Annotated in this window: 20 protein-coding genes and 1 tRNA gene; 13 read left to right on the top strand and 8 right to left on the bottom strand. The window is 56.1% G+C overall.

What is annotated here, in order from left to right:
- Window positions 1-48: 48 nt before the first annotated feature.
- From QMG27_RS03500 to QMG27_RS03465, 8 genes are all read left to right on the top strand, one after another.
- Window positions 49-852 carry a GntR family transcriptional regulator gene (locus QMG27_RS03500; protein ID WP_281813262.1) on the top strand — a complete coding sequence of 268 codons (804 nt, stop codon included), beginning with the start codon at window positions 49-51 and terminating at the stop codon, window positions 850-852.
- A gap of 89 nt (window positions 853-941) precedes the next feature.
- Window positions 942-1,373 (top strand): succinate dehydrogenase, cytochrome b556 subunit, encoded by a 432-nt coding sequence (gene sdhC, locus QMG27_RS03495; protein ID WP_281813259.1) that lies wholly within the window; start codon window positions 942-944, stop codon window positions 1,371-1,373.
- Window positions 1,374-1,391: 18 nt separating this feature from the next.
- The gene (gene sdhD, locus QMG27_RS03490; protein ID WP_281813257.1) at window positions 1,392-1,757 is read left to right on the top strand and encodes a succinate dehydrogenase, hydrophobic membrane anchor protein; all 366 of its coding nucleotides are present in this window, start codon (window positions 1,392-1,394) and stop codon (window positions 1,755-1,757) included.
- A 3-nt stretch (window positions 1,758-1,760) separates the two neighbouring features.
- Window positions 1,761-3,563: a succinate dehydrogenase flavoprotein subunit gene (gene sdhA, locus QMG27_RS03485; protein ID WP_281813255.1), complete on the top strand. Its 1,803-nt coding sequence runs from the start codon at window positions 1,761-1,763 to the stop codon at window positions 3,561-3,563.
- A gap of 33 nt (window positions 3,564-3,596) precedes the next feature.
- The gene (locus QMG27_RS03480) at window positions 3,597-4,301 is read left to right on the top strand and encodes a succinate dehydrogenase iron-sulfur subunit (protein WP_281813253.1); all 705 of its coding nucleotides are present in this window, start codon (window positions 3,597-3,599) and stop codon (window positions 4,299-4,301) included.
- 31 nt (window positions 4,302-4,332) lie between these two features.
- On the top strand, window positions 4,333-4,656 hold the full coding sequence (locus QMG27_RS03475; RefSeq protein WP_281813251.1) for a succinate dehydrogenase assembly factor 2: 324 nt from the start codon (window positions 4,333-4,335) through the stop codon (window positions 4,654-4,656).
- Between the two features lie 38 nt (window positions 4,657-4,694).
- Window positions 4,695-6,008, top strand: a complete 1,314-nt coding sequence (locus tag QMG27_RS03470) for a citrate synthase (RefSeq protein WP_281813249.1) — start codon at window positions 4,695-4,697, stop codon at window positions 6,006-6,008.
- Between the two features lie 104 nt (window positions 6,009-6,112).
- Window positions 6,113-6,496 carry a hypothetical protein gene (locus QMG27_RS03465; RefSeq protein ID WP_281813246.1) on the top strand — a complete coding sequence of 128 codons (384 nt, stop codon included), beginning with the start codon at window positions 6,113-6,115 and terminating at the stop codon, window positions 6,494-6,496.
- Window positions 6,497-6,516: 20 nt separating this feature from the next.
- Here the strand turns inward: QMG27_RS03465 and QMG27_RS03460 are convergent, their stop codons facing one another.
- A complete protein-coding gene (locus tag QMG27_RS03460; protein WP_281813243.1) occupies window positions 6,517-7,410 on the bottom strand; it encodes a recombination-associated protein RdgC in 894 nt (297 codons plus the stop codon).
- Between the two features lie 110 nt (window positions 7,411-7,520).
- Window positions 7,521-7,832, bottom strand: coding sequence for a hypothetical protein (locus QMG27_RS03455; protein ID WP_281813241.1), 312 nt, complete (start codon window positions 7,830-7,832; stop codon window positions 7,521-7,523).
- A gap of 218 nt (window positions 7,833-8,050) precedes the next feature.
- On the opposite strand from QMG27_RS03455, the gene QMG27_RS03450 reads away from it, so the two are divergent.
- The 3 genes from QMG27_RS03450 to QMG27_RS03440 are packed head-to-tail and all read left to right on the top strand — an operon-like array spanning window position 8,051 to window position 11,049.
- A complete protein-coding gene (locus QMG27_RS03450; protein ID WP_281813238.1) occupies window positions 8,051-8,794 on the top strand; it encodes an EAL domain-containing protein in 744 nt (247 codons plus the stop codon).
- Entirely contained in the window at window positions 8,795-10,099 is a 1,305-nt protein-coding gene (locus QMG27_RS03445) for a glycosyltransferase (RefSeq protein ID WP_281813234.1), read from the top strand.
- Window positions 10,096-11,049 carry a hypothetical protein gene (locus QMG27_RS03440; RefSeq protein ID WP_281813231.1) on the top strand — a complete coding sequence of 318 codons (954 nt, stop codon included), beginning with the start codon at window positions 10,096-10,098 and terminating at the stop codon, window positions 11,047-11,049. Before QMG27_RS03445 ends, QMG27_RS03440 begins: the two co-directional genes overlap by 4 nt.
- Window positions 11,050-11,072: 23 nt before the next feature.
- On the opposite strand, the gene QMG27_RS03435 is transcribed toward QMG27_RS03440, so the two are convergent.
- Complete coding sequence (locus QMG27_RS03435) at window positions 11,073-12,182, bottom strand: GGDEF domain-containing protein (protein WP_281813229.1); 1,110 nt, start codon at window positions 12,180-12,182, stop codon at window positions 11,073-11,075.
- Window positions 12,183-12,272: 90 nt separating this feature from the next.
- Here QMG27_RS03435 and QMG27_RS03430 point away from each other — a divergent pair, with 90 nt between their 5' ends.
- Together QMG27_RS03430 and QMG27_RS03425 are read left to right on the top strand one after the other, a co-directional pair.
- On the top strand, window positions 12,273-12,956 hold the full coding sequence (locus QMG27_RS03430) for a flagellar brake protein (protein ID WP_281813227.1): 684 nt from the start codon (window positions 12,273-12,275) through the stop codon (window positions 12,954-12,956).
- Window position 12,957: 1 nt separating this feature from the next.
- Window positions 12,958-13,428 (top strand): hypothetical protein, encoded by a 471-nt coding sequence (locus QMG27_RS03425; protein WP_281813225.1) that lies wholly within the window; start codon window positions 12,958-12,960, stop codon window positions 13,426-13,428.
- Between the two features lie 11 nt (window positions 13,429-13,439).
- On the opposite strand, the gene QMG27_RS03420 is transcribed toward QMG27_RS03425, so the two are convergent.
- From QMG27_RS03420 to rph, 5 genes are all read right to left on the bottom strand, one after another.
- A complete protein-coding gene (locus QMG27_RS03420; protein ID WP_281813223.1) occupies window positions 13,440-13,826 on the bottom strand; it encodes a hypothetical protein in 387 nt (128 codons plus the stop codon).
- Window positions 13,827-14,017: 191 nt separating this feature from the next.
- Window positions 14,018-14,107, bottom strand: a tRNA-Ser gene (locus QMG27_RS03415).
- Window positions 14,108-14,154: 47 nt separating this feature from the next.
- The gene (hemW, locus tag QMG27_RS03410) at window positions 14,155-15,369 is read right to left on the bottom strand and encodes a radical SAM family heme chaperone HemW (protein WP_281813221.1); all 1,215 of its coding nucleotides are present in this window, start codon (window positions 15,367-15,369) and stop codon (window positions 14,155-14,157) included.
- Window positions 15,366-15,971 carry an RdgB/HAM1 family non-canonical purine NTP pyrophosphatase gene (gene rdgB, locus QMG27_RS03405; protein ID WP_281813219.1) on the bottom strand — a complete coding sequence of 202 codons (606 nt, stop codon included), beginning with the start codon at window positions 15,969-15,971 and terminating at the stop codon, window positions 15,366-15,368. Before rdgB ends, hemW begins: the two co-directional genes overlap by 4 nt.
- 23 nt (window positions 15,972-15,994) lie before the next feature.
- Complete coding sequence (rph, locus tag QMG27_RS03400) at window positions 15,995-16,729, bottom strand: ribonuclease PH (protein ID WP_281813217.1); 735 nt, start codon at window positions 16,727-16,729, stop codon at window positions 15,995-15,997.
- Window positions 16,730-16,749: the final 20 nt, after the last annotated feature.

Below are 16,749 nucleotides of genomic sequence, written 5' to 3'. Positions count from 1 at the left end.
GATATGAGCTTGACAAAGAACTGACGCCCACGCGTTTTCAATCTAAACATGGCCACCTCCTCCGCGCCCGCTTTTACCTTCAGCGCCCCCCCGCCAACCGCGGGTGGCAGCGCCTTGGGCGCGCCCGGCCCTGCATTCAGCCCGCTGTACCAGCAGATCAAAGGCCTCATCCTGCAAAGCTTGCAATCGGGGGAATGGAAACCGGGCGAAGCCATCCCCAGCGAAATGGATTTGGCGGCGCGTTTTCGCGTCAGCCAAGGCACGGTTCGCAAAGCCATTGACGAGTTGGCCGCAGAAAACTTGGTGGTGCGCCGTCAAGGCAAAGGCACATTTGTCGCCACACACGCCGAACAGCATGTGCAATACCGCTTTTTGAAGCTACAACCCGACAACGGTGACACCCAAAGCGAAGGCCCGGCCGAGCGCACCATCATCGACTGCAAACGTCTTCGTGCCAGTGCCGATGTGGCCCGCGCCCTCAGCCTACGCAGCGGCGACCCTGTGCTGCAAGTGCGCCGCGTGTTGGCTTATGCAGGGGTGCCCACCATTTTGGAAGAGCTGTGGCTCCCTGGCACACCGTTCAAAGGCCTCACGGCCGAACGCTTAAGTAATTACAACGGCCCGATGTACGCTTTGTTCGAAACCGAGTTCGGCGTGCGCATGGTGCGCGCCGACGAAAACATTCGAGCCGTCAACCCCGATGCAGAGCAAGCTGAGTTGCTCAAAGTGACCACCACAGCGCCTTTGCTGAGCGTAGAACGGGTGGCCTACACCTACAACGACACCCCCATGGAGCTGCGCCGCGGACTCTACCGAACCGACACGCACCATTACCGTAATGCTTTGAGCTGACAGGCTTGAAACCCTCACGTCAGTTTGATGAAGTGAAATAGAATGAAAAGTTGTTTTGACTTGCAGATAACCCTGAAGAAAGACCCCACATGACCCAGCTTGCCAAAAAGCGGCCTGAGTTCCGCAACATCAACGCCCTCACCGATCTGCCTTCTTATCGCCTTCCAGCGGCCGGCATCGTGTCGATCTTGCACCGCATCAGCGGTTTGATCATGTTCTTGTTGTTGCCCTTGCTCGTTTGGATGTTTGACACCTCTGTGTCATCTGAAATCTCCTTCGCCAAATTCAGCGCCGCGTTCAACGTCGGTCTGGGCTTTGTGCCTGCTGTGTTGGTGAAAGTGGTGGTGTTGGGCCTGATCTGGGCTTACTTGCACCACTTGATCGCTGGCGTGCGTCACGTCTACATGGACGTTTGCCATGCTGTGAGCAAAGAGTTCGGCAAATCATCTGCCGTGTTCACCCTGGTGGTGAGCCTTGGTTTGACCGCCGCATTGGGCGCCAAGCTGTTTGGCCTTTACTAATTCTCGAGGAGTTACAACATGTCCGTGAATTACGGTTCCAAGCGCGTCGTTGTCGGCGCTCACTACGGTCTGCGTGACTGGCTCGCCCAGCGCGTCACTGGTGTTTTGATGGTGTTGTTCACCTTGGCCGTGTTGGGCCAAGTGCTCTTGACCAGCGGCGAAATCAGCTACGACAAATGGGCTGGCATTTTCAGCACCCAATTCATGAAGGCTTTGACCTTCTCAGTCTTTATCGCTTTGGCCATCCACGTGTGGGTGGGTGTTCGCGACATTTGGATGGACTACGTCAAGGCCGTTGGCCTGCGTTTGGTTCTGCAAGTATTCACTTTGGTCTGGCTGGTGTCTTGTCTCGGCTGGGCCATTCAGGTTCTCTGGAGGCTCTAAGTCATGACCGTTAAAAGCTCTATCCCACGTCGCAAGTTTGATGTGGTCATCGTCGGTGCCGGTGGCTCTGGCATGCGTGCATCGTTGCAACTTGCTCGCGCAGGTTTGAACGTTGCTGTTTTGTCTAAAGTGTTCCCCACTCGCTCGCACACCGTGGCAGCGCAAGGCGGCGTGTCTGCCTCTTTGGGCAACATGTCTGAAGACAACTGGGAATATCACTTCTACGACACCGTCAAAGGCTCCGACTGGCTCGGCGACCAAGACGCGATCGAATACATGTGTCGTGAAGCGCCCAAAGTCGTGTACGAACTCGAACACATGGGCATGCCTTTCGACCGCAACGCCGACGGCACCATTTACCAACGTCCTTTCGGCGGCCACACCGCCAACTTTGGTGAAAAGCCTGTGCAACGTGCTTGTGCTGCGGCTGACCGTACAGGCCACGCCATGCTGCACACCTTGTACCAAGCCAACGTGGCAGCCCGCACCACTTTCTTTGTGGAGTGGATGGCGCTTGATTTGATCCGCAACGCCGACGGCGATGTGGTGGGCGTGACCGCGCTTGAAATGGAAACTGGCGACGTGTACGAGTTGCAAGCGCAAACCGTGTTGTTCGCCACAGGCGGCGCTGGCCGTATCTTCCAATCGTCCACCAACGCGTTCATCAACACCGGTGACGGCTTGGGCATGGCTGCTCGCGCAGGCATTGCTTTGCAAGACATGGAATTCTGGCAATTCCACCCCACTGGCGTGGCCGGTGCTGGCGTGTTGTTGACCGAAGGCTGCCGCGGCGAAGGCGCGATTTTGCTCAACAGCGAAGGCGAGCGCTTCATGGAGCGCTATGCGCCCACACTGAAAGACTTGGCACCCCGCGACTTCGTGTCACGCTGCATGGGCCAAGAAATTTTGGAAGGTCGCGGCTGCGGTCCTAACAAAGACTACATCCACATGAAGTTGGACCACTTGGGCGCCGACACCATCCGCAAGCGTTTGCCTTCGGTGGAAGAAATTGGCCACAACTTTGCCAACGTCGACATCACCAAAGAGCCTATTCCTGTGGTGCCTACCATCCACTATCAAATGGGTGGCATTCCAACCAACATCCACGGTCAAGTGGTGGAACAAGTCAACGGCGAAGACAAACCCGTCAAGGGCCTCTACGCTGTGGGCGAGTGTTCATGTGTGTCGGTGCACGGCGCCAACCGCTTGGGTACTAACTCCTTGCTCGATTTGTTGGTATTCGGCAAAGCTGCTGGCGACCACATCATTGCCAACACAGTGGCCGGCGCTACACAAGCCGACTTGCCAGCGAACGCATCTGACTTCACCTTGGCACGTTTGGCCCGCTTGGAAAACAACAAGAACGGCGAATACGCCCAAGACATCGCCAACGACATGCGCGCCATCATGCAAACGCATGCTGGCGTGTTCCGTAGCCAAGAGTCCATGGACGAAGGCGTGCGCAAGATCGCTGAGTTGCGTGCTCGCGTGGCCAACATTGGCCTCAAAGACAACTCCAAAGTCTTCAACACCGCACGCATCGAAGCCTTGGAAGTGGACAACCTCATGGAAGCCGCCCAGGCCACCATGGAGTCTGCCGCTGCTCGTAAAGAGTGCCGTGGCGCCCACTTGGTCCGCGACTACGAACACGATGTGACTCACCCCACCTGCCCTCTGGGCCGCAACGATGCTGAGTGGATGAAGCACACCTTGTGGCACAGCGCCAACAACAGCTTGACTTACAAGCCCGTGCGCATGAAGCCTTTGACGGCTGAAACCGTGCCACCCAAGCCCCGTACGTTCTAAGCGTCGCATCGCACGATTAAAGGAATTTGAAAAATGGCAAAACGTACTTTCAAGATCTACCGCTACGACCCTGACACCGACGCGAAACCGTACATGCAATCCATCGAGATCGAACTCGACGGTTCAGAGCGCATGTTGCTTGACGCCTTGGTCAAACTCAAAGCGGTTGACCCCACTTTGTCTTTCCGTCGCTCTTGCCGCGAAGGTGTGTGTGGCTCTGACGCCATGAACATCAACGGCAAAAACGGTTTGGCTTGCTTGACCAACTTGAAATCTCTCAGCGGCGACATCGTGTTGAAGCCCCTGCCAGGTCTGCCCGTCATCCGCGACTTGATCGTGGACATGACCCAGTTCTTCAAGCAATACCACTCCATCAAGCCCTACCTCATCAACAACACGCCTGCGCCTGAGCGCGAGCGTTTGCAGTCGCCTGAAGAGCGCGAAGAGTTGAACGGCTTGTACGAATGTATTTTGTGCGCCAGCTGCTCCACCAGCTGCCCCTCGTTCTGGTGGAACCCCGACAAGTTCGTGGGCCCTGCTGGTTTGTTGCAAGCCTATCGCTTCATTGCTGATAGCCGCGACCAAGCCACTGGCGAGCGTTTGGACAACTTGGAAGACCCTTACCGCCTCTTCCGTTGCCACACCATCATGAACTGCGTTGACGTGTGCCCCAAGGGTTTGAACCCCACCAAGGCCATCGGCAAAATCAAAGAATTGATGGTACGTCGCGCCATCTAAGGCACGACAAAGCATCACACGGAGCACCAACATGGACGTGGCCGCACCATTTCGCGACACCTCGGTTGGTGATCCGTTGCTCGACGGCTTGGACGGAAAGCTTGCGCTGGACGAAAGAGCCCTGAGCAAACTGCACTGGCGCAGCCGGCGCGGCCTGCTCGAAAACGATTTGTTCATTCAAAAATTTTTCGAGCGGCATGAATCTCGCTTAACCGTGGGTCATGCACGAGGCATGTATGAATTGATGGACTTATCTGACAACGATTTGCTGGACCTCCTCTTGGAACGCAAACAGTTGCCCGAAAAGCCGCTGACCGAAGAAGCAGTCGAAGTGCTGCGTATGTTGAGACACTGAACCGAGTACCGCTTTTAAAAAGACATTTAGGAACCACCATGAAACTTGCAGACAACAAAGCCACCCTGTCGTTCAGCAACGGCAGCCCCAGCATCGAAATGCCCGTTTACAGCGGCAGCGTCGGTCCTGACGTCATCGACATCCGTAAGTTGTACGGCCAAACTGGCATGTTCACTTACGACCCTGGTTTCCTGTCCACCGCATCTTGCCAATCTGGCATCACCTACATCGACGGTGACAAGGGCGAATTGCTGTACCGTGGCTACCCCATCGAGCAATTGGCCACCAACTGCGACTACCTCGAGACTTGCTACTTGTTGTTGAAAGGCGAATTGCCTAACGCAGCACAAAAAGCTGAATTCGAAAAGACCGTGACCAACCACACCATGGTCAACGAGCAAATGCAATTCTTCTTGCGCGGCTTCCGCCGTGACGCTCACCCCATGGCCGTGTTGACTGGCTTGGTCGGCGCTTTGTCTGCGTTCTACCACGACAGCACAGACATCAACAACCCAGAGCATCGCGAAATCGCCGCGATCCGCTTGATCGCCAAGATGCCAACCTTGGTCGCAATGGCCTACAAATACGGCGTGGGCCAGCCTTACATGTACCCACGCAACGACTTGTCGTACGCAGGCAACTTCTTGCGCATGATGTTCGGTACACCTTGCGAAGAGTACGTGGTCAACCCCGTGCTCGAGCGCGCCATGGACCGCATCTTCACCTTGCACGCAGACCACGAGCAAAACGCTTCGACATCGACTGTACGTTTGTGCGGTTCATCAGGCACCAACCCCTTCGCAGCCATCGCTGCAGGCGTGGCTTGCTTGTGGGGCCCAGCACACGGCGGCGCGAACGAAGCTTGCTTGAACATGCTGGAAGAAATCCAAGCCATGGGCGGCGTCTCTAAAGTGGGCGAGTTCATGGAGAAGGTCAAAGACAAGAACTCCGGCGTCAAGCTCATGGGCTTCGGTCACCGCGTTTACAAAAACTACGACCCACGCGCCAAGTTGATGCAAGAGACTTGCGACGAAGTGTTGAAAGAACTCGGCCTCGAGAACGACCCCTTGTTCAAACTGGCCAAGGCATTGGAAAAGATCGCTTTGGAAGACGAATACTTCGTCAGCCGCAAGCTCTACCCCAACGTCGACTTCTACTCTGGCATCGTGCAACGCGCCATCGGCATTCCAGTGAACCTGTTCACCGGCATCTTCGCCTTGGCACGTACTGTGGGCTGGATTGCTCAATTGAACGAAATGATTGGCGACCCCGAGTACAAAATCGGCCGTCCACGTCAGTTGTTCACTGGACATGCACACCGCAACGTTGAGCCATTGGCCAAACGCAAGTAACTGCCACAGTTGCGACTCGTGCGCGACAGCAAAAAGCCCTGCACTGCAGGGCTTTTTTGTTTTTGGGGCGTTTGCAAGACAGCGCAGTGGTAGGCTCTGCCCCTATGAGTTCTGCACCATTCATCAGCACACCCGAAGCCCTGCGTCAACTGACCGATCACCCACACACGCCTTGCCAATGCAGCCTACAACACTGCACAGGCTGGGAGAGCATCAACGACACCGCATGGCCTGCGCAGCAAATGAGCTTGGTGGCCACGCTGCGTGACCCTGAGGCTTACGAACCCACGTTTGAGGAACAGCATCCCAACGGCACTCGGTATGAATCAACTGATGCGCCCGTGGCTTTGAAATTTTTCCCGTACAACCGTTGCGATGTACACGCGTGCAGCCAATGTCAACAGCATGTGCTGCGTTACACCGAGTTTGGTGGCTACTATGTGGACCACCGCGCACGTCGTTTGAACGCTGAACTCATCAGCGACTAAACGCTGGGCGCTGCGGGCGTTTAGCCAAGCGCCATTTCACCGCCTAAGGCCTCTAGCAAGTCTGGCAGCAATTTGCGTAGTTCGCCCGTTGCAATGGCCACATCGGCATCAAAACCACCGTCTTGCTCAGACGCACCTTCAAACACCACATCCAAGAACGTCACCTTCTTGAGCTGCATCCCCTCGGTGAGCGAGAACGACACGCGCGCGTCCCACGTCATGGCCAAGCGTGTGGGCAACTTACCGTCTTGCACATGTTGCTTGACCTCGTCCGTGTCGAGCGGGTGACGTACATAGCGCACCACCGATTTGGATTCATCGGCAGCTTTGAGTTCACATTCACGGTCTACGCTAAAGCCAGCAGGTGGCTCTTGGCTGATCAGCCATTGAGCCATTGCTGATTGAGGGGACATCTCGGTGTTGATGAGCGTCAGGCTAAGTCCTGCCAACGACTTGACCAACATCGTCACCACTTCATCCGCTTTCGCTTGGCTGCCTGCATCGAGCACCAACAAATTCGTCGCTGGGTCGAACCACACCCACACGGACGACTCTTTGCTGAACGCCATCGGCATCAAAGACAACTTCACGTCTTCTTTGATTTCTTGCGTTTCTTTCTTGCCGGGCTTGCGGCCTTCAGTGGCTTCAATGTGGGCGCAGCGCTCTTTGGTTTTACGCGTCACCACCGAGCCAGGCACGCCACGGGTTTCAATTTTGAGCTTCAAAATGCGTTGACCACTCACCGCTTCCACCAGCGGGCCAAACGCTTCACCGCGCGGCTCTACCCAACCCACTGACTTTTCTTGACTGGCCCCACAGGGCACAAAACGCTCAGCATCTAGCGCCTGCTCCAGTTGCTCAAGACTAGGGCTCCATCCCTCAGCCACGCGATACACCATCACATTTTTAAACACGAGTTACCTTTACTCACCGGCATGTGCCGCAATAAAAAAGCCAACCGCAAGAGTTGGCTTTGTACGTTGTTTCGATTTTAGCGTGCGACCTGCGCACTCACCCAGCCGCTTCACTTCAACAAGGCGGCCAATTCTTCATCACTGATCAGCGCAGCAGCTGCAGCAACCTCACGCACAGCCACCCCCTTGATGTGTTGCTGAATGTGTGTCATCGCTTGGCCTTGCTGCGCAAATGCCACGGTTAGCACTTGCGCCAACTCAGCATTGGGCAGGTCAACGACTTTGCCCTCACGCGCCCATGCCACAGCTTGGCCCTGCACCTGATCGACCAAGTCTTTGAGCTGCTGACTGGTCTGTTGAATGTGGTCAATCTTCTCGCGCAATAGCGCGTTGTCCGCACGGCGTCGCTCTGTCATAACCATGTGCCAACCTCTCTGTCTGTTTGCATGCTCATTATCAAGACACTGATACAACAAAAATTCTTCAAAATTAAAACGATAGAACTCAACGCCAATTCGCATCGCGTGTTTTTATGCAATTCAAGACAGCTTGAACCGAAATGCACCACATTGAATAGGAAAATCACCGCATGGAACCCGATGTTTTGACAAGTCGCCTCCCCCACATCAAGCAGGCGCTTTTGTCCGCGATCGAACAACAACACATTGACCTGGTCTACCAAGGTCAAAACGCTTTGCCCTCGCACAAGCTCGTGGGCGTGGAAGCGCTGTGCCGCATTGCGCCTGGGCCTTGGGGCGAAGTGACGCCCGATCAATTCATTCCTGTGGCCGAACACATTGGGTTGATTGCACCGCTGGAGCGTTTGGTTTTTCAGCAAGTGGCGCGTGACTTGCCACAACTTCTCGCCGCCCACCCCGATATTCGTGTGAGTGTGAATTTGTCGATCCGACACATCACTGCGCTGGATTTTTCATCCTTCATCAACGGCTGGCTCGACGCGCTGCCACCCGCCACCATCACACGTTTGGATTTTGAAATCACCGAAACCTACTTTCAGCGCATCTCACAAACCGTGATTGATGGTTTGCACGCCCTACGCAAGCGCGGCGTGCGCATCGTCATGGACGACTTTGGTTCGGGGCAATCGAGCTTGAGCCGTTTGCACATGCTGCCCTTTGATGTCATCAAACTCGACAAACAGTTTGCGCAACAAATGGATCACCCCATGGTGCACGCCATCGTCAAAGCCGCGATTGCCTTTGCTGACGAATTTGGCATTGAGCTGATTGCCGAAGGCGTTGAAACCGCCGAGCAGTGCCAAGCCTTGCAGGGCTTGAACTGCCGCTTGGTGCAAGGTTTTTATTTCTCTCAACCTCAGCCCTTGGCGCATTGGCTCATCGCCAGCCACGCGCCCGCCCCTTGAATGCCCTACATCACGATTCGTTGGAAATTCATCATCACCGTTGCCGTGTCCACCGCGTGGATGCTGCTGTCTATTTGGCTTTCCATTCCTTGGTATGAGCAACTCAGCCATCACACCGCACCGGCTATTGCTGCGTTTTTGATTGGCTTCATCGCCATCATTCCCGGCTTCATGAATGCTTTCATCATGGTGGCTTTGGCGCTCGACAAACGTCCACGCGTGCCGCTGCACGACCATTACCCCAGTGTCACCGTGCTGGTGGCGGCGTACAACGAAGCAGAGTCCATCGAAGACACCGTGCGCAGCCTCATGCGCCAAACTTACCCTGGCGCGCTGCACGTCACGGTCATCAACGATGGTTCGGCAGACAACACCGCAGGCATCGTGCGCGATCTGTTGTTTGAATACCCCAACCTCAACCTCATAGACCTCAAACAAAACGCAGGCAAAGCCAACGCACTCAACCAAGGCTTGGCGCAGTGCAACACCCCCTACGTCATCACGGTCGATGCCGATTGCTGGATTTGGAAAGACGGCATTCAAAACTTGGTGGGCCGACGCTTGGCTGACCCGCCCAACACACGCGCGGTGGCCGGTGCAATTTTGATTCGCAACTCGCGCCAAAACTGGCTGACCAAAGCGCAAGAGTGGGACTACTTCTTGGGCATTGCCGCCATCAAGCGCATTCAGTCGTTGTTTCAAGGCACGCTGGTGGCGCAAGGCGCGTTCTCGCTGTACGACCGAGAAACCTTGGTCGAAGTGGGCGGCTGGCCGCACACCGTGGGCGAAGACATTGTGCTGACCTGGAAAATTTTGCGTGCGGGCTACCGCGTGGGCCACGCCGAAAACGCGATTGCACTCACCCGCTGCCCCGACAACTTGACGCAGTTCATTCGTCAGCGCCAGCGTTGGTCGCGAGGCTTGATTGAAGCGTTCAAGATGACGCCCGACATCTTGCTGCAACGCCGCATGCCCGTGTTTTACATCTGGTGGAACACGCTGTTTCCATTCATGGACTTGGCCTACAGCTTGGGTTTTATTCCAGGCTTGGTGCTGGCCATGTTTGGCCACTTCTGGATCGTGGGCCCCATGACCTTGGCCTTGTTGCCCATCAGCTTTTTGATGAACTCGCTCATGTATGCACGCAGCAAAGCGACGTTTGACGAAGTGGGCCTGAAAGTGCGCCGCAATCGCTTGGGCCTGCTGTCGTACACCTTGGTCTACAGCATCATCTTGCAACCCGCGTGCGTGTGGGGCTACATCAGCGAAGTGTTGAACTTGCGCAAAACATGGGGAACGAAATGACATTGAAGATCAAGGCCGTGGCAGCCCTGTGTACCACCGCCGCCATGGGCATGACCACCTCTACCTTTGCTGCCGAACCTGCATGGGCTGTGTCGCCTGCTTGGAGCCAATCAAGCGACAGCGATGGTTTGACCATTCACAAAGCCTTTGCTTCTGCGCTGCCCAGCTACAGCAACGGGCTCAAATGGCAAGGCGTGGAGTGGCAAGAACAACGCTATCGACAAAACGGCAACAGCCTCAGCGGCCACGGCGTGAACTACACCGCCCAAGACTTGGACGCCCTCACCGGCATGGGCTACAGCTTGAAAGTGGGCGTCAACCAAGGCCCTGACAAAACGACTGCGATTGGCGAGTGGAACTACAACCGCGCCTACAACGCGCAACTGCATTGGGGAGTGTTTGCGAGTCGCGACTGGGTGGAATCCATGAACGCCTTGCAGCAAGGCATTCACTACGATCTGGTGGGTGGCAATGTGGACTACCAAGTGCACCCACGCGTGACCGTGGTGGGCTCGCTCGCGCAAACCCATTTTTCAGATGGTCAAGATCGCCAGCAACAACGCGCTCGCGCCGTGTGGGACGCTTGGCCTGATCAAGGCATCACCCTGCAATGGGCCTACAAACATCAGCTGGGCGACGCTAATGGTGCAGCCAGCGGCAACTACTTCAACCCCGACCGTTTGAATGAATCCATGGGCCTGATTGGCTGGCGTCGCCGCTACGACGGCTGGCAGTGGTACGCCCGCTTAGGCGAAGGTCGCCAAACCGTCAACAACGATGGCAGCACGCCCGCACGCTTGGCCGAATTGCAACTCACCAGCCCAGTGCGGGGTAGCTCGTATTTCAAACTGCGTGTAGGCCGCAGCGAAACATCGGGGCTATACAGCGGCAACACTGGCTACGTGTACCGCTATCTCGATGCGCAGTGGATTTGGCCACTCGGTCGGTAAGCTAACCGATCCACTAACGCAACTTAGGTAGCAGGCAAAGCCAAACTGTCACCATCTGAGTCAAACGTCGACACACGGTTGCGTCCGCCGCGCTTGGCTTCGTACATGGCTTGATCGGCGTGCTGTTGAATTGCCTGCATGGTTTCTTGATCAAAACGCTTTGCAGCCACGCCAATGCTGGCGGTGATTTTCAAGCGCACGCCATCCACCTCGATGTGAATCGACTCAATCGCGACACGCAAGGTTTCAGCCAACTGTTGAGCGCCTTGCAATTGCGTGTTGGGCAAAAACACTGAAAACTCTTCGCCCCCAATGCGCCCCACGATGTCACTGCGGCGCACCGTTGCACGCAGAGTCTGCGCCACAGTACGCAACACATCGTCGCCTACGGCATGGCCATAGGTGTCGTTGATAGATTTGAAATGGTCTAGGTCAATGAACAGCACCGCGAATGGCTGGGTGCTCCGTTGACTGGTATGAATTTGCTGATCGCATGCGCGGTAGTAGGCACCTGCGTTGAACACGCGCGTGAGCGGATCATGGCTGGCCAAGTCGTGCAGCTGCGCGTTGTAGTCGCGCATGCGTTTGAAGTACGAAATCGAGCGGTCCACATAAGCATGGAACGACACGCCCAAATACACCATGGCCAACACACCCGTGGCAATGGCGCTGGTTGAGTACGGTTTCTCAAGATAGCTGTTGCCCACCACAAAACCCACCATCGTGAACACCGTCACTGCCCAACCTGGACGCTGCCCCAGCAAAATGAACACGCAGGGAATATTGGTGTAGAACCACAACACACGCAGCTCATCCACAGGCACATACATCAAAGCGGAAGCGCTTTCCAACAGGCTCAACACCTCATAGGTCCAGCCGATGGTTTTGAAGCGTTTGGGTGAACCGCGCAGCAACAACCACAGCACCACCGTACCCGTGACAAAAGTGATCATCATGCGGCCATGCGCCCAACCAATGAGGTTGATTTGGCTAACCAAACCCAAAATGAACAAGCCCGTCAAAGCCGCTGCGGTGAGCATCAGCACGATCAGAAACTTGTAACGGAACTCTAAATATTCTTCTTGTTCTGAAAATTGAACCGAGCCAAATGCGATCCATTTCAGAGCGTGCATGGGATAAGAAACAACTCTGGCAATCATAAAATTCTCATCGAAGGCATCAGTCTTTATGATAAGAATTGAAACACAAACTAACAAGCCCAAATGTCAAATCACGAGCAAGCCCCTAAAAAAGCAAAATTCGCCGATATGAACTTGCAAGTGGGTCAGCGGGTTCAGCTGATTCAAGACACGGCCACTGCCCACAAGCACTACACCAGTGTCATTGGTTGGGTGGAAAACGAGTTTTTAATGCTTCGTATTCCGCAAGAGGACGGCTGGATCGTCCACCTGCGCGAAGGCATGAATGTGGAAGTGCGATTGTTCTCGGGCTTGTCCATCTTTACGTTCAAGAGCCGCATCAACACCATGCTGCTCAACCCACGCAACTTCATGTTGATGAGCTTCCCAGAAGACATCCTAGAAAGCCCCATGCGCGCCCACCTGCGTGTGCGCACCTCCCTGCCTGTCGAAATTTTGGAATCGACATCTGGCCACAACCTAGGTGACTTTCATCTGCACGACATCAGCGGTGGCGGCACATCGGTGGTAGGGCCGCACAAGCTGGGCGATGTAGAAAGCCGCATCAAACTCGGTCTGCGCTTTGACCTGCAATCCACCGGCAAATCTGAACACGCCGAAATGATGGGCACCATTCAAAACGTCGAACTCGTTCACAAAGCGAACCAAGCTAGTGCCCAACCCGAATACCAACACGGCATTCGCTTTGACCAGCCCGATGCGCGTGTGGTGCTGTTGGTGCATGAGTTGCAGCAACGTGCGCATTGACGTGAAATTTCTTGGCCTATTCTTGGCTTGGGTGCTGGTCAACTTGCCAGCACTTGCCCAACAAGCCGACTGCGGTTTTATTCAAAACCCCGACCGCCAAGCCTATTGCCGCGCCATCGGCGGCGGTGGGTCTAGCCACTGTGGGTTTATTCGCGAGCCAGATCTACAAGCACGTTGCCGTGCTGAAACAGGGGGTGGCAGCAGCCAGTGCGGCTTCATCCGTGACCACGACATGCAAGCTGCTTGCCGCGCCAACACGCATGGCAGCTCAAGCCAATGCGGCTTCATTCAAAACCCAGACAAGCAAGCCTATTGCCGTGCCACATCGGGCGGCGGAACGAGCCAGTGCGGCTTCATCCGCGACAGCGACCTACAAGCCATGTGTCGGGCTGAAACCGGCGGGGGCAGCAGCCAATGCGGCTTTATTCGTGACCGCGATATGCAAGCGGCCTGCAGGGCCAAGACGCGCTGAAATACAAACCCTCAAGCCCGCGTATCCACAAAATGCATGCCATCCGGTTGATGATGCCGCGATGCAGGATGCGGCACAGGCACCGCATGAGTCGACAACGGTAGGGCATTGATGAACTTGGTCTTCATCTCGCGCACAACTTGCTGCGCCACATACACACTGCCCGCGTCTAGCGCTTTGGACAGACGCACAAACTGCGCATCGGTGCTGAGCGCGTGGTCGAAATTCATCAACACCTTGAGGGCGAGCTTGGAAGCGTCTAAGTGGCCGTGCTCGACCGCATCAAACAGCGCCAGTATTTTTTGACGTCGTTGGTGTTGCCGGTCTTGCGGCGTACTGCCGTGCCCACCATAGCTGCCGGGGTGGGCGTTGACACGCATCATGCTTGTGGATTCCATAGCAAGCTCCTTCAAAAGGTTCAGGTCATTTCTGTGTGTTCCTTGTTGCGGTAATTGGGTTGTCCAATTTCTGGCACATATGCATAAGGCGTGCCAAAGCTAAAGCGGCAATGTGTTGCCGATGTTCAAGCTTTAGGAGAAGTGTGGGAGGGAAAAAGAAAAAACGCACCTCGTAGGGTGCGTTTTTTGTCTGGCGGAAGCGGTGAGATTCGAACTCACGGAAGGCTCACACCTTCGCCGGTTTTCAAGACCGGTGCATTCAACCACTCTGCCACGCTTCCAGTTGAATTCAGCCGACATTGTAATGTGTCTTTGGCCTGCTTTTGCTTCAGACCTCAGACAAAAACAAAGATTGCAAATCGCTCAAGAAGTCAAAGCCTCTCTCTGTGGGCACCACGCGCTGAAAGTCGCGGTTGATAAAGCCTTTGGCTTCGGCCTCGGCCAGTGCCGACTGAATGGCGGTCACGGGCAGACCAGTGCGTTCGGTGAAGTCGGCCAACGAAAAACCGTGGCGCAAGCGCAAGGCGTTGAGCATGAATTCAAAGGGCAAATCAGCGCGGGGCACTTCGGTGCTTTGGGCCACGGCACGGTCTGCGCGGCTGGTGTCGAGCGCGTGGTCCATGAATAGGCGCGGGTCGCGGTTGCGCACTTGGCGCAGCACGCGGTGAGCAAAGCTGAGTTTGCTATGTGCGCCAGCACCAATGCCTAGGTAGTCGCCAAACTGCCAGTAGTTGAGGTTGTGCCAGCAGCGGTGGTTGTCTTTGGAGTAGGCCGACACTTCGTAGCGGTGCAGGCCCGCAGCGGCAGTGCGCTCGGTGATGCGGTCGAGCATGGCGTAGGCGTCGTCGTCTTCCGGCACTTGCGGCGGGAATTTGGCAAACACGGTGTTGGGCTCAATGGTCAGGTGATACACCGACAAATGCGGGGGCTGCAAAGACAAAGCCATATCAAGGTCTTCGTCCAACTGCGCCAGCGTTTGACCGGGCAAGGCGTACATCAGGTCGAGGTTGAAGGTGTCAAACGCGTCACGCGCTTCTTCGACCGCGGCAATGGCTTGGGCGCGGTTGTGTACGCGGCCTAACGCCTGCAAGTGTTGGTCGTTGAAGCTTTGTACCCCCACCGACAGGCGAGTAACGCCCGCTTTGCGAAAGGCGCGAAAGCGGTCTTTTTCAAAGGTGCCGGGGTTGGCCTCCAGCGTGATTTCGCAATCGGCTTCTAGGCGCAAACGTGCACGCATGTCGCTGATGAGGCGGTCAATCGCCGCAGGCGAAAACAAGCTGGGCGTGCCACCGCCAATGAAGATGCTGTGCACGCTTCGGCCCCAAATGAGTGGCAGGCTGTGTTCAAGGTCGGCACACAAGGCGTCGAGGTAGCGCTGCTCGGGCAACTCGCCACCCACGCTGCTTTGGGCTTCGTGCGAGTTGAAGTCACAGTACGGGCACTTCTTCAAACACCACGGCAAATGCACGTACAGCGAGAGCGGCGGCAAGCTGCCCAAGCTGAGCGTGCCGGGGCGCATGAGGTGTTGGATGTCTTGGGTCATGAAAACCAATGCTCACGCATGAGCGCCAACATTTGCTGCGCGGCTTGACCGCGATGGCTGTTGGCGTTTTTCACCTCGATGGGCAGCTCGGCAAAAGTTTTGCCAAAGCGCGGGATGAACATGATGGGGTCAAAGCCAAAGCCGTTGCTGCCCACAGGCGCACGGGTGATTTCGCCCACCGCACGGCCCACGGCAATGAGTGGCTCGGGGTCATCAGGGTGGCGCACGGCTACGAGGGTGCTCACAAGCGCAGCGCGGCGGTTGTCAATGTTGGCCATTTGCTCAAGCAAGGCACGCACATTGTTGTCGTCGCTTTTTTCGTAACCAAAGTGCGTGGCGTAGTAGGCGGTTTGCACGCCGGGCAGGCCGCCAAAGGCGTCCACACACAGGCCCGCATCATCGGCCACGGCGGGCAAGCCGCTTTCACGCGCGGCGTGGCGGGCTTTGGCCAAGGCGTTTTCAACAAAGGTGTGAAACGGCTCTTCGGCTTCGCCAATGTGCAAATCACCTTGGCGCACCAGCTCGACACCCAGCGGCGCAAACATGGCTTGCAGCTCGGCGAGCTTGCCTTGGTTGTTAGAGGCCAGAACGATTCGCTTCATGGTGTTTAAACCAACGCTACGCATCAAGCCTGCAAGGCTTCTTGCTGCATAGCAATGAGTTCACGCACACCTTTTTCGGCCAAGGCCAGCAAGGCATTCATTTGGTCGCGGGTGAACGGCAGGCCTTCGGCTGTGCCCTGCACTTCTACATAGTGGCCAGCGCTGGTCATGACCACGTTCATGTCGGTATCGCAGGCGGAGTCTTCGGTGTATTCCAAATCGAGCAAGGGCAAATCGCCCAACATGCCCACCGAAATAGCGGCCACGCCTTGGGTGATGGGGCTCTCAGAAATTTTGCCTGCGGCAATGAGTTTGTTCACCGCGTCTTGCGCCGCCACAAACGCACCGGTGATGCTGGCCGTGCGTGTGCCGCCGTCGGCTTGCAACACGTCGCAGTCCAAATGGATGGTGCGTTCGCCTAGTTTTTTCAAATCAAACACAGCGCGCATCGAGCGGCCAATGAGGCGCTGAATTTCTTGGGTGCGGCCCGATTGCTTGCCGCGTGCGGCTTCGCGGTCGCTGCGGGTGTGGGTGGCGCGGGGCAGCATGCCGTATTCGGCGGTGACCCAGCCTTCGCCCGAGCCTTTTTTGTGGCCAGGCACTTTTTCTTCCACCGATGCGGTGCACAGCACTTTGGTGTGGCCAAACTCAATCAGCACCGAGCCTTCGGCATGCATGGTGTAGTTGCGGGTGATGCGCACGGGGCGCAGTTGGTCGGCAGCACGGGTGTGGCGAGAGGCGGGCAAGGTGGTAGTCATGTTGGGCTTGTGTGGGTCTT

Source organism: Limnohabitans sp. MORI2 (genome assembly GCF_027925025.1).
GTDB lineage: Bacteria > Pseudomonadota > Gammaproteobacteria > Burkholderiales > Burkholderiaceae_C > Limnohabitans.
The sequence above is the reverse complement of the archived record's forward strand: the minus strand, read 5'-3'. Positions and strand labels throughout refer to the sequence as shown.

Bases quoted from the DNA above. Each gene is read 5' to 3' on its own strand.
- QMG27_RS03500 (WP_281813262.1), top strand. From the start codon at position 49: ATGGCCACCTCCTCCGCGCCCGCTTTTACCTTCAGCGCCCCCCCGCCA.
- sdhC (WP_281813259.1), top strand. From the start codon at position 942: ATGACCCAGCTTGCCAAAAAGCGGCCTGAGTTCCGCAACATCAACGCC.
- sdhD (WP_281813257.1), top strand. From the start codon at position 1,392: ATGTCCGTGAATTACGGTTCCAAGCGCGTCGTTGTCGGCGCTCACTAC.
- sdhA (WP_281813255.1), top strand. From the start codon at position 1,761: ATGACCGTTAAAAGCTCTATCCCACGTCGCAAGTTTGATGTGGTCATC.
- QMG27_RS03480 (WP_281813253.1), top strand. From the start codon at position 3,597: ATGGCAAAACGTACTTTCAAGATCTACCGCTACGACCCTGACACCGAC.
- QMG27_RS03475 (WP_281813251.1), top strand. From the start codon at position 4,333: ATGGACGTGGCCGCACCATTTCGCGACACCTCGGTTGGTGATCCGTTG.
- QMG27_RS03470 (WP_281813249.1), top strand. From the start codon at position 4,695: ATGAAACTTGCAGACAACAAAGCCACCCTGTCGTTCAGCAACGGCAGC.
- QMG27_RS03465 (WP_281813246.1), top strand. From the start codon at position 6,113: ATGAGTTCTGCACCATTCATCAGCACACCCGAAGCCCTGCGTCAACTG.
- QMG27_RS03455 (WP_281813241.1), bottom strand. From the start codon at position 7,832: ATGGTTATGACAGAGCGACGCCGTGCGGACAACGCGCTATTGCGCGAG.
- QMG27_RS03445 (WP_281813234.1), top strand. From the start codon at position 8,795: ATGCCCTACATCACGATTCGTTGGAAATTCATCATCACCGTTGCCGTG.
- QMG27_RS03440 (WP_281813231.1), top strand. From the start codon at position 10,096: ATGACATTGAAGATCAAGGCCGTGGCAGCCCTGTGTACCACCGCCGCC.
- QMG27_RS03435 (WP_281813229.1), bottom strand. From the start codon at position 12,182: ATGCACGCTCTGAAATGGATCGCATTTGGCTCGGTTCAATTTTCAGAA.
- QMG27_RS03430 (WP_281813227.1), top strand. From the start codon at position 12,273: ATGTCAAATCACGAGCAAGCCCCTAAAAAAGCAAAATTCGCCGATATG.
- QMG27_RS03420 (WP_281813223.1), bottom strand. From the start codon at position 13,826: ATGGAATCCACAAGCATGATGCGTGTCAACGCCCACCCCGGCAGCTAT.
- hemW (WP_281813221.1), bottom strand. From the start codon at position 15,369: ATGACCCAAGACATCCAACACCTCATGCGCCCCGGCACGCTCAGCTTG.
- rdgB (WP_281813219.1), bottom strand. From the start codon at position 15,971: ATGAAGCGAATCGTTCTGGCCTCTAACAACCAAGGCAAGCTCGCCGAG.
- rph (WP_281813217.1), bottom strand. From the start codon at position 16,729: ATGACTACCACCTTGCCCGCCTCTCGCCACACCCGTGCTGCCGACCAA.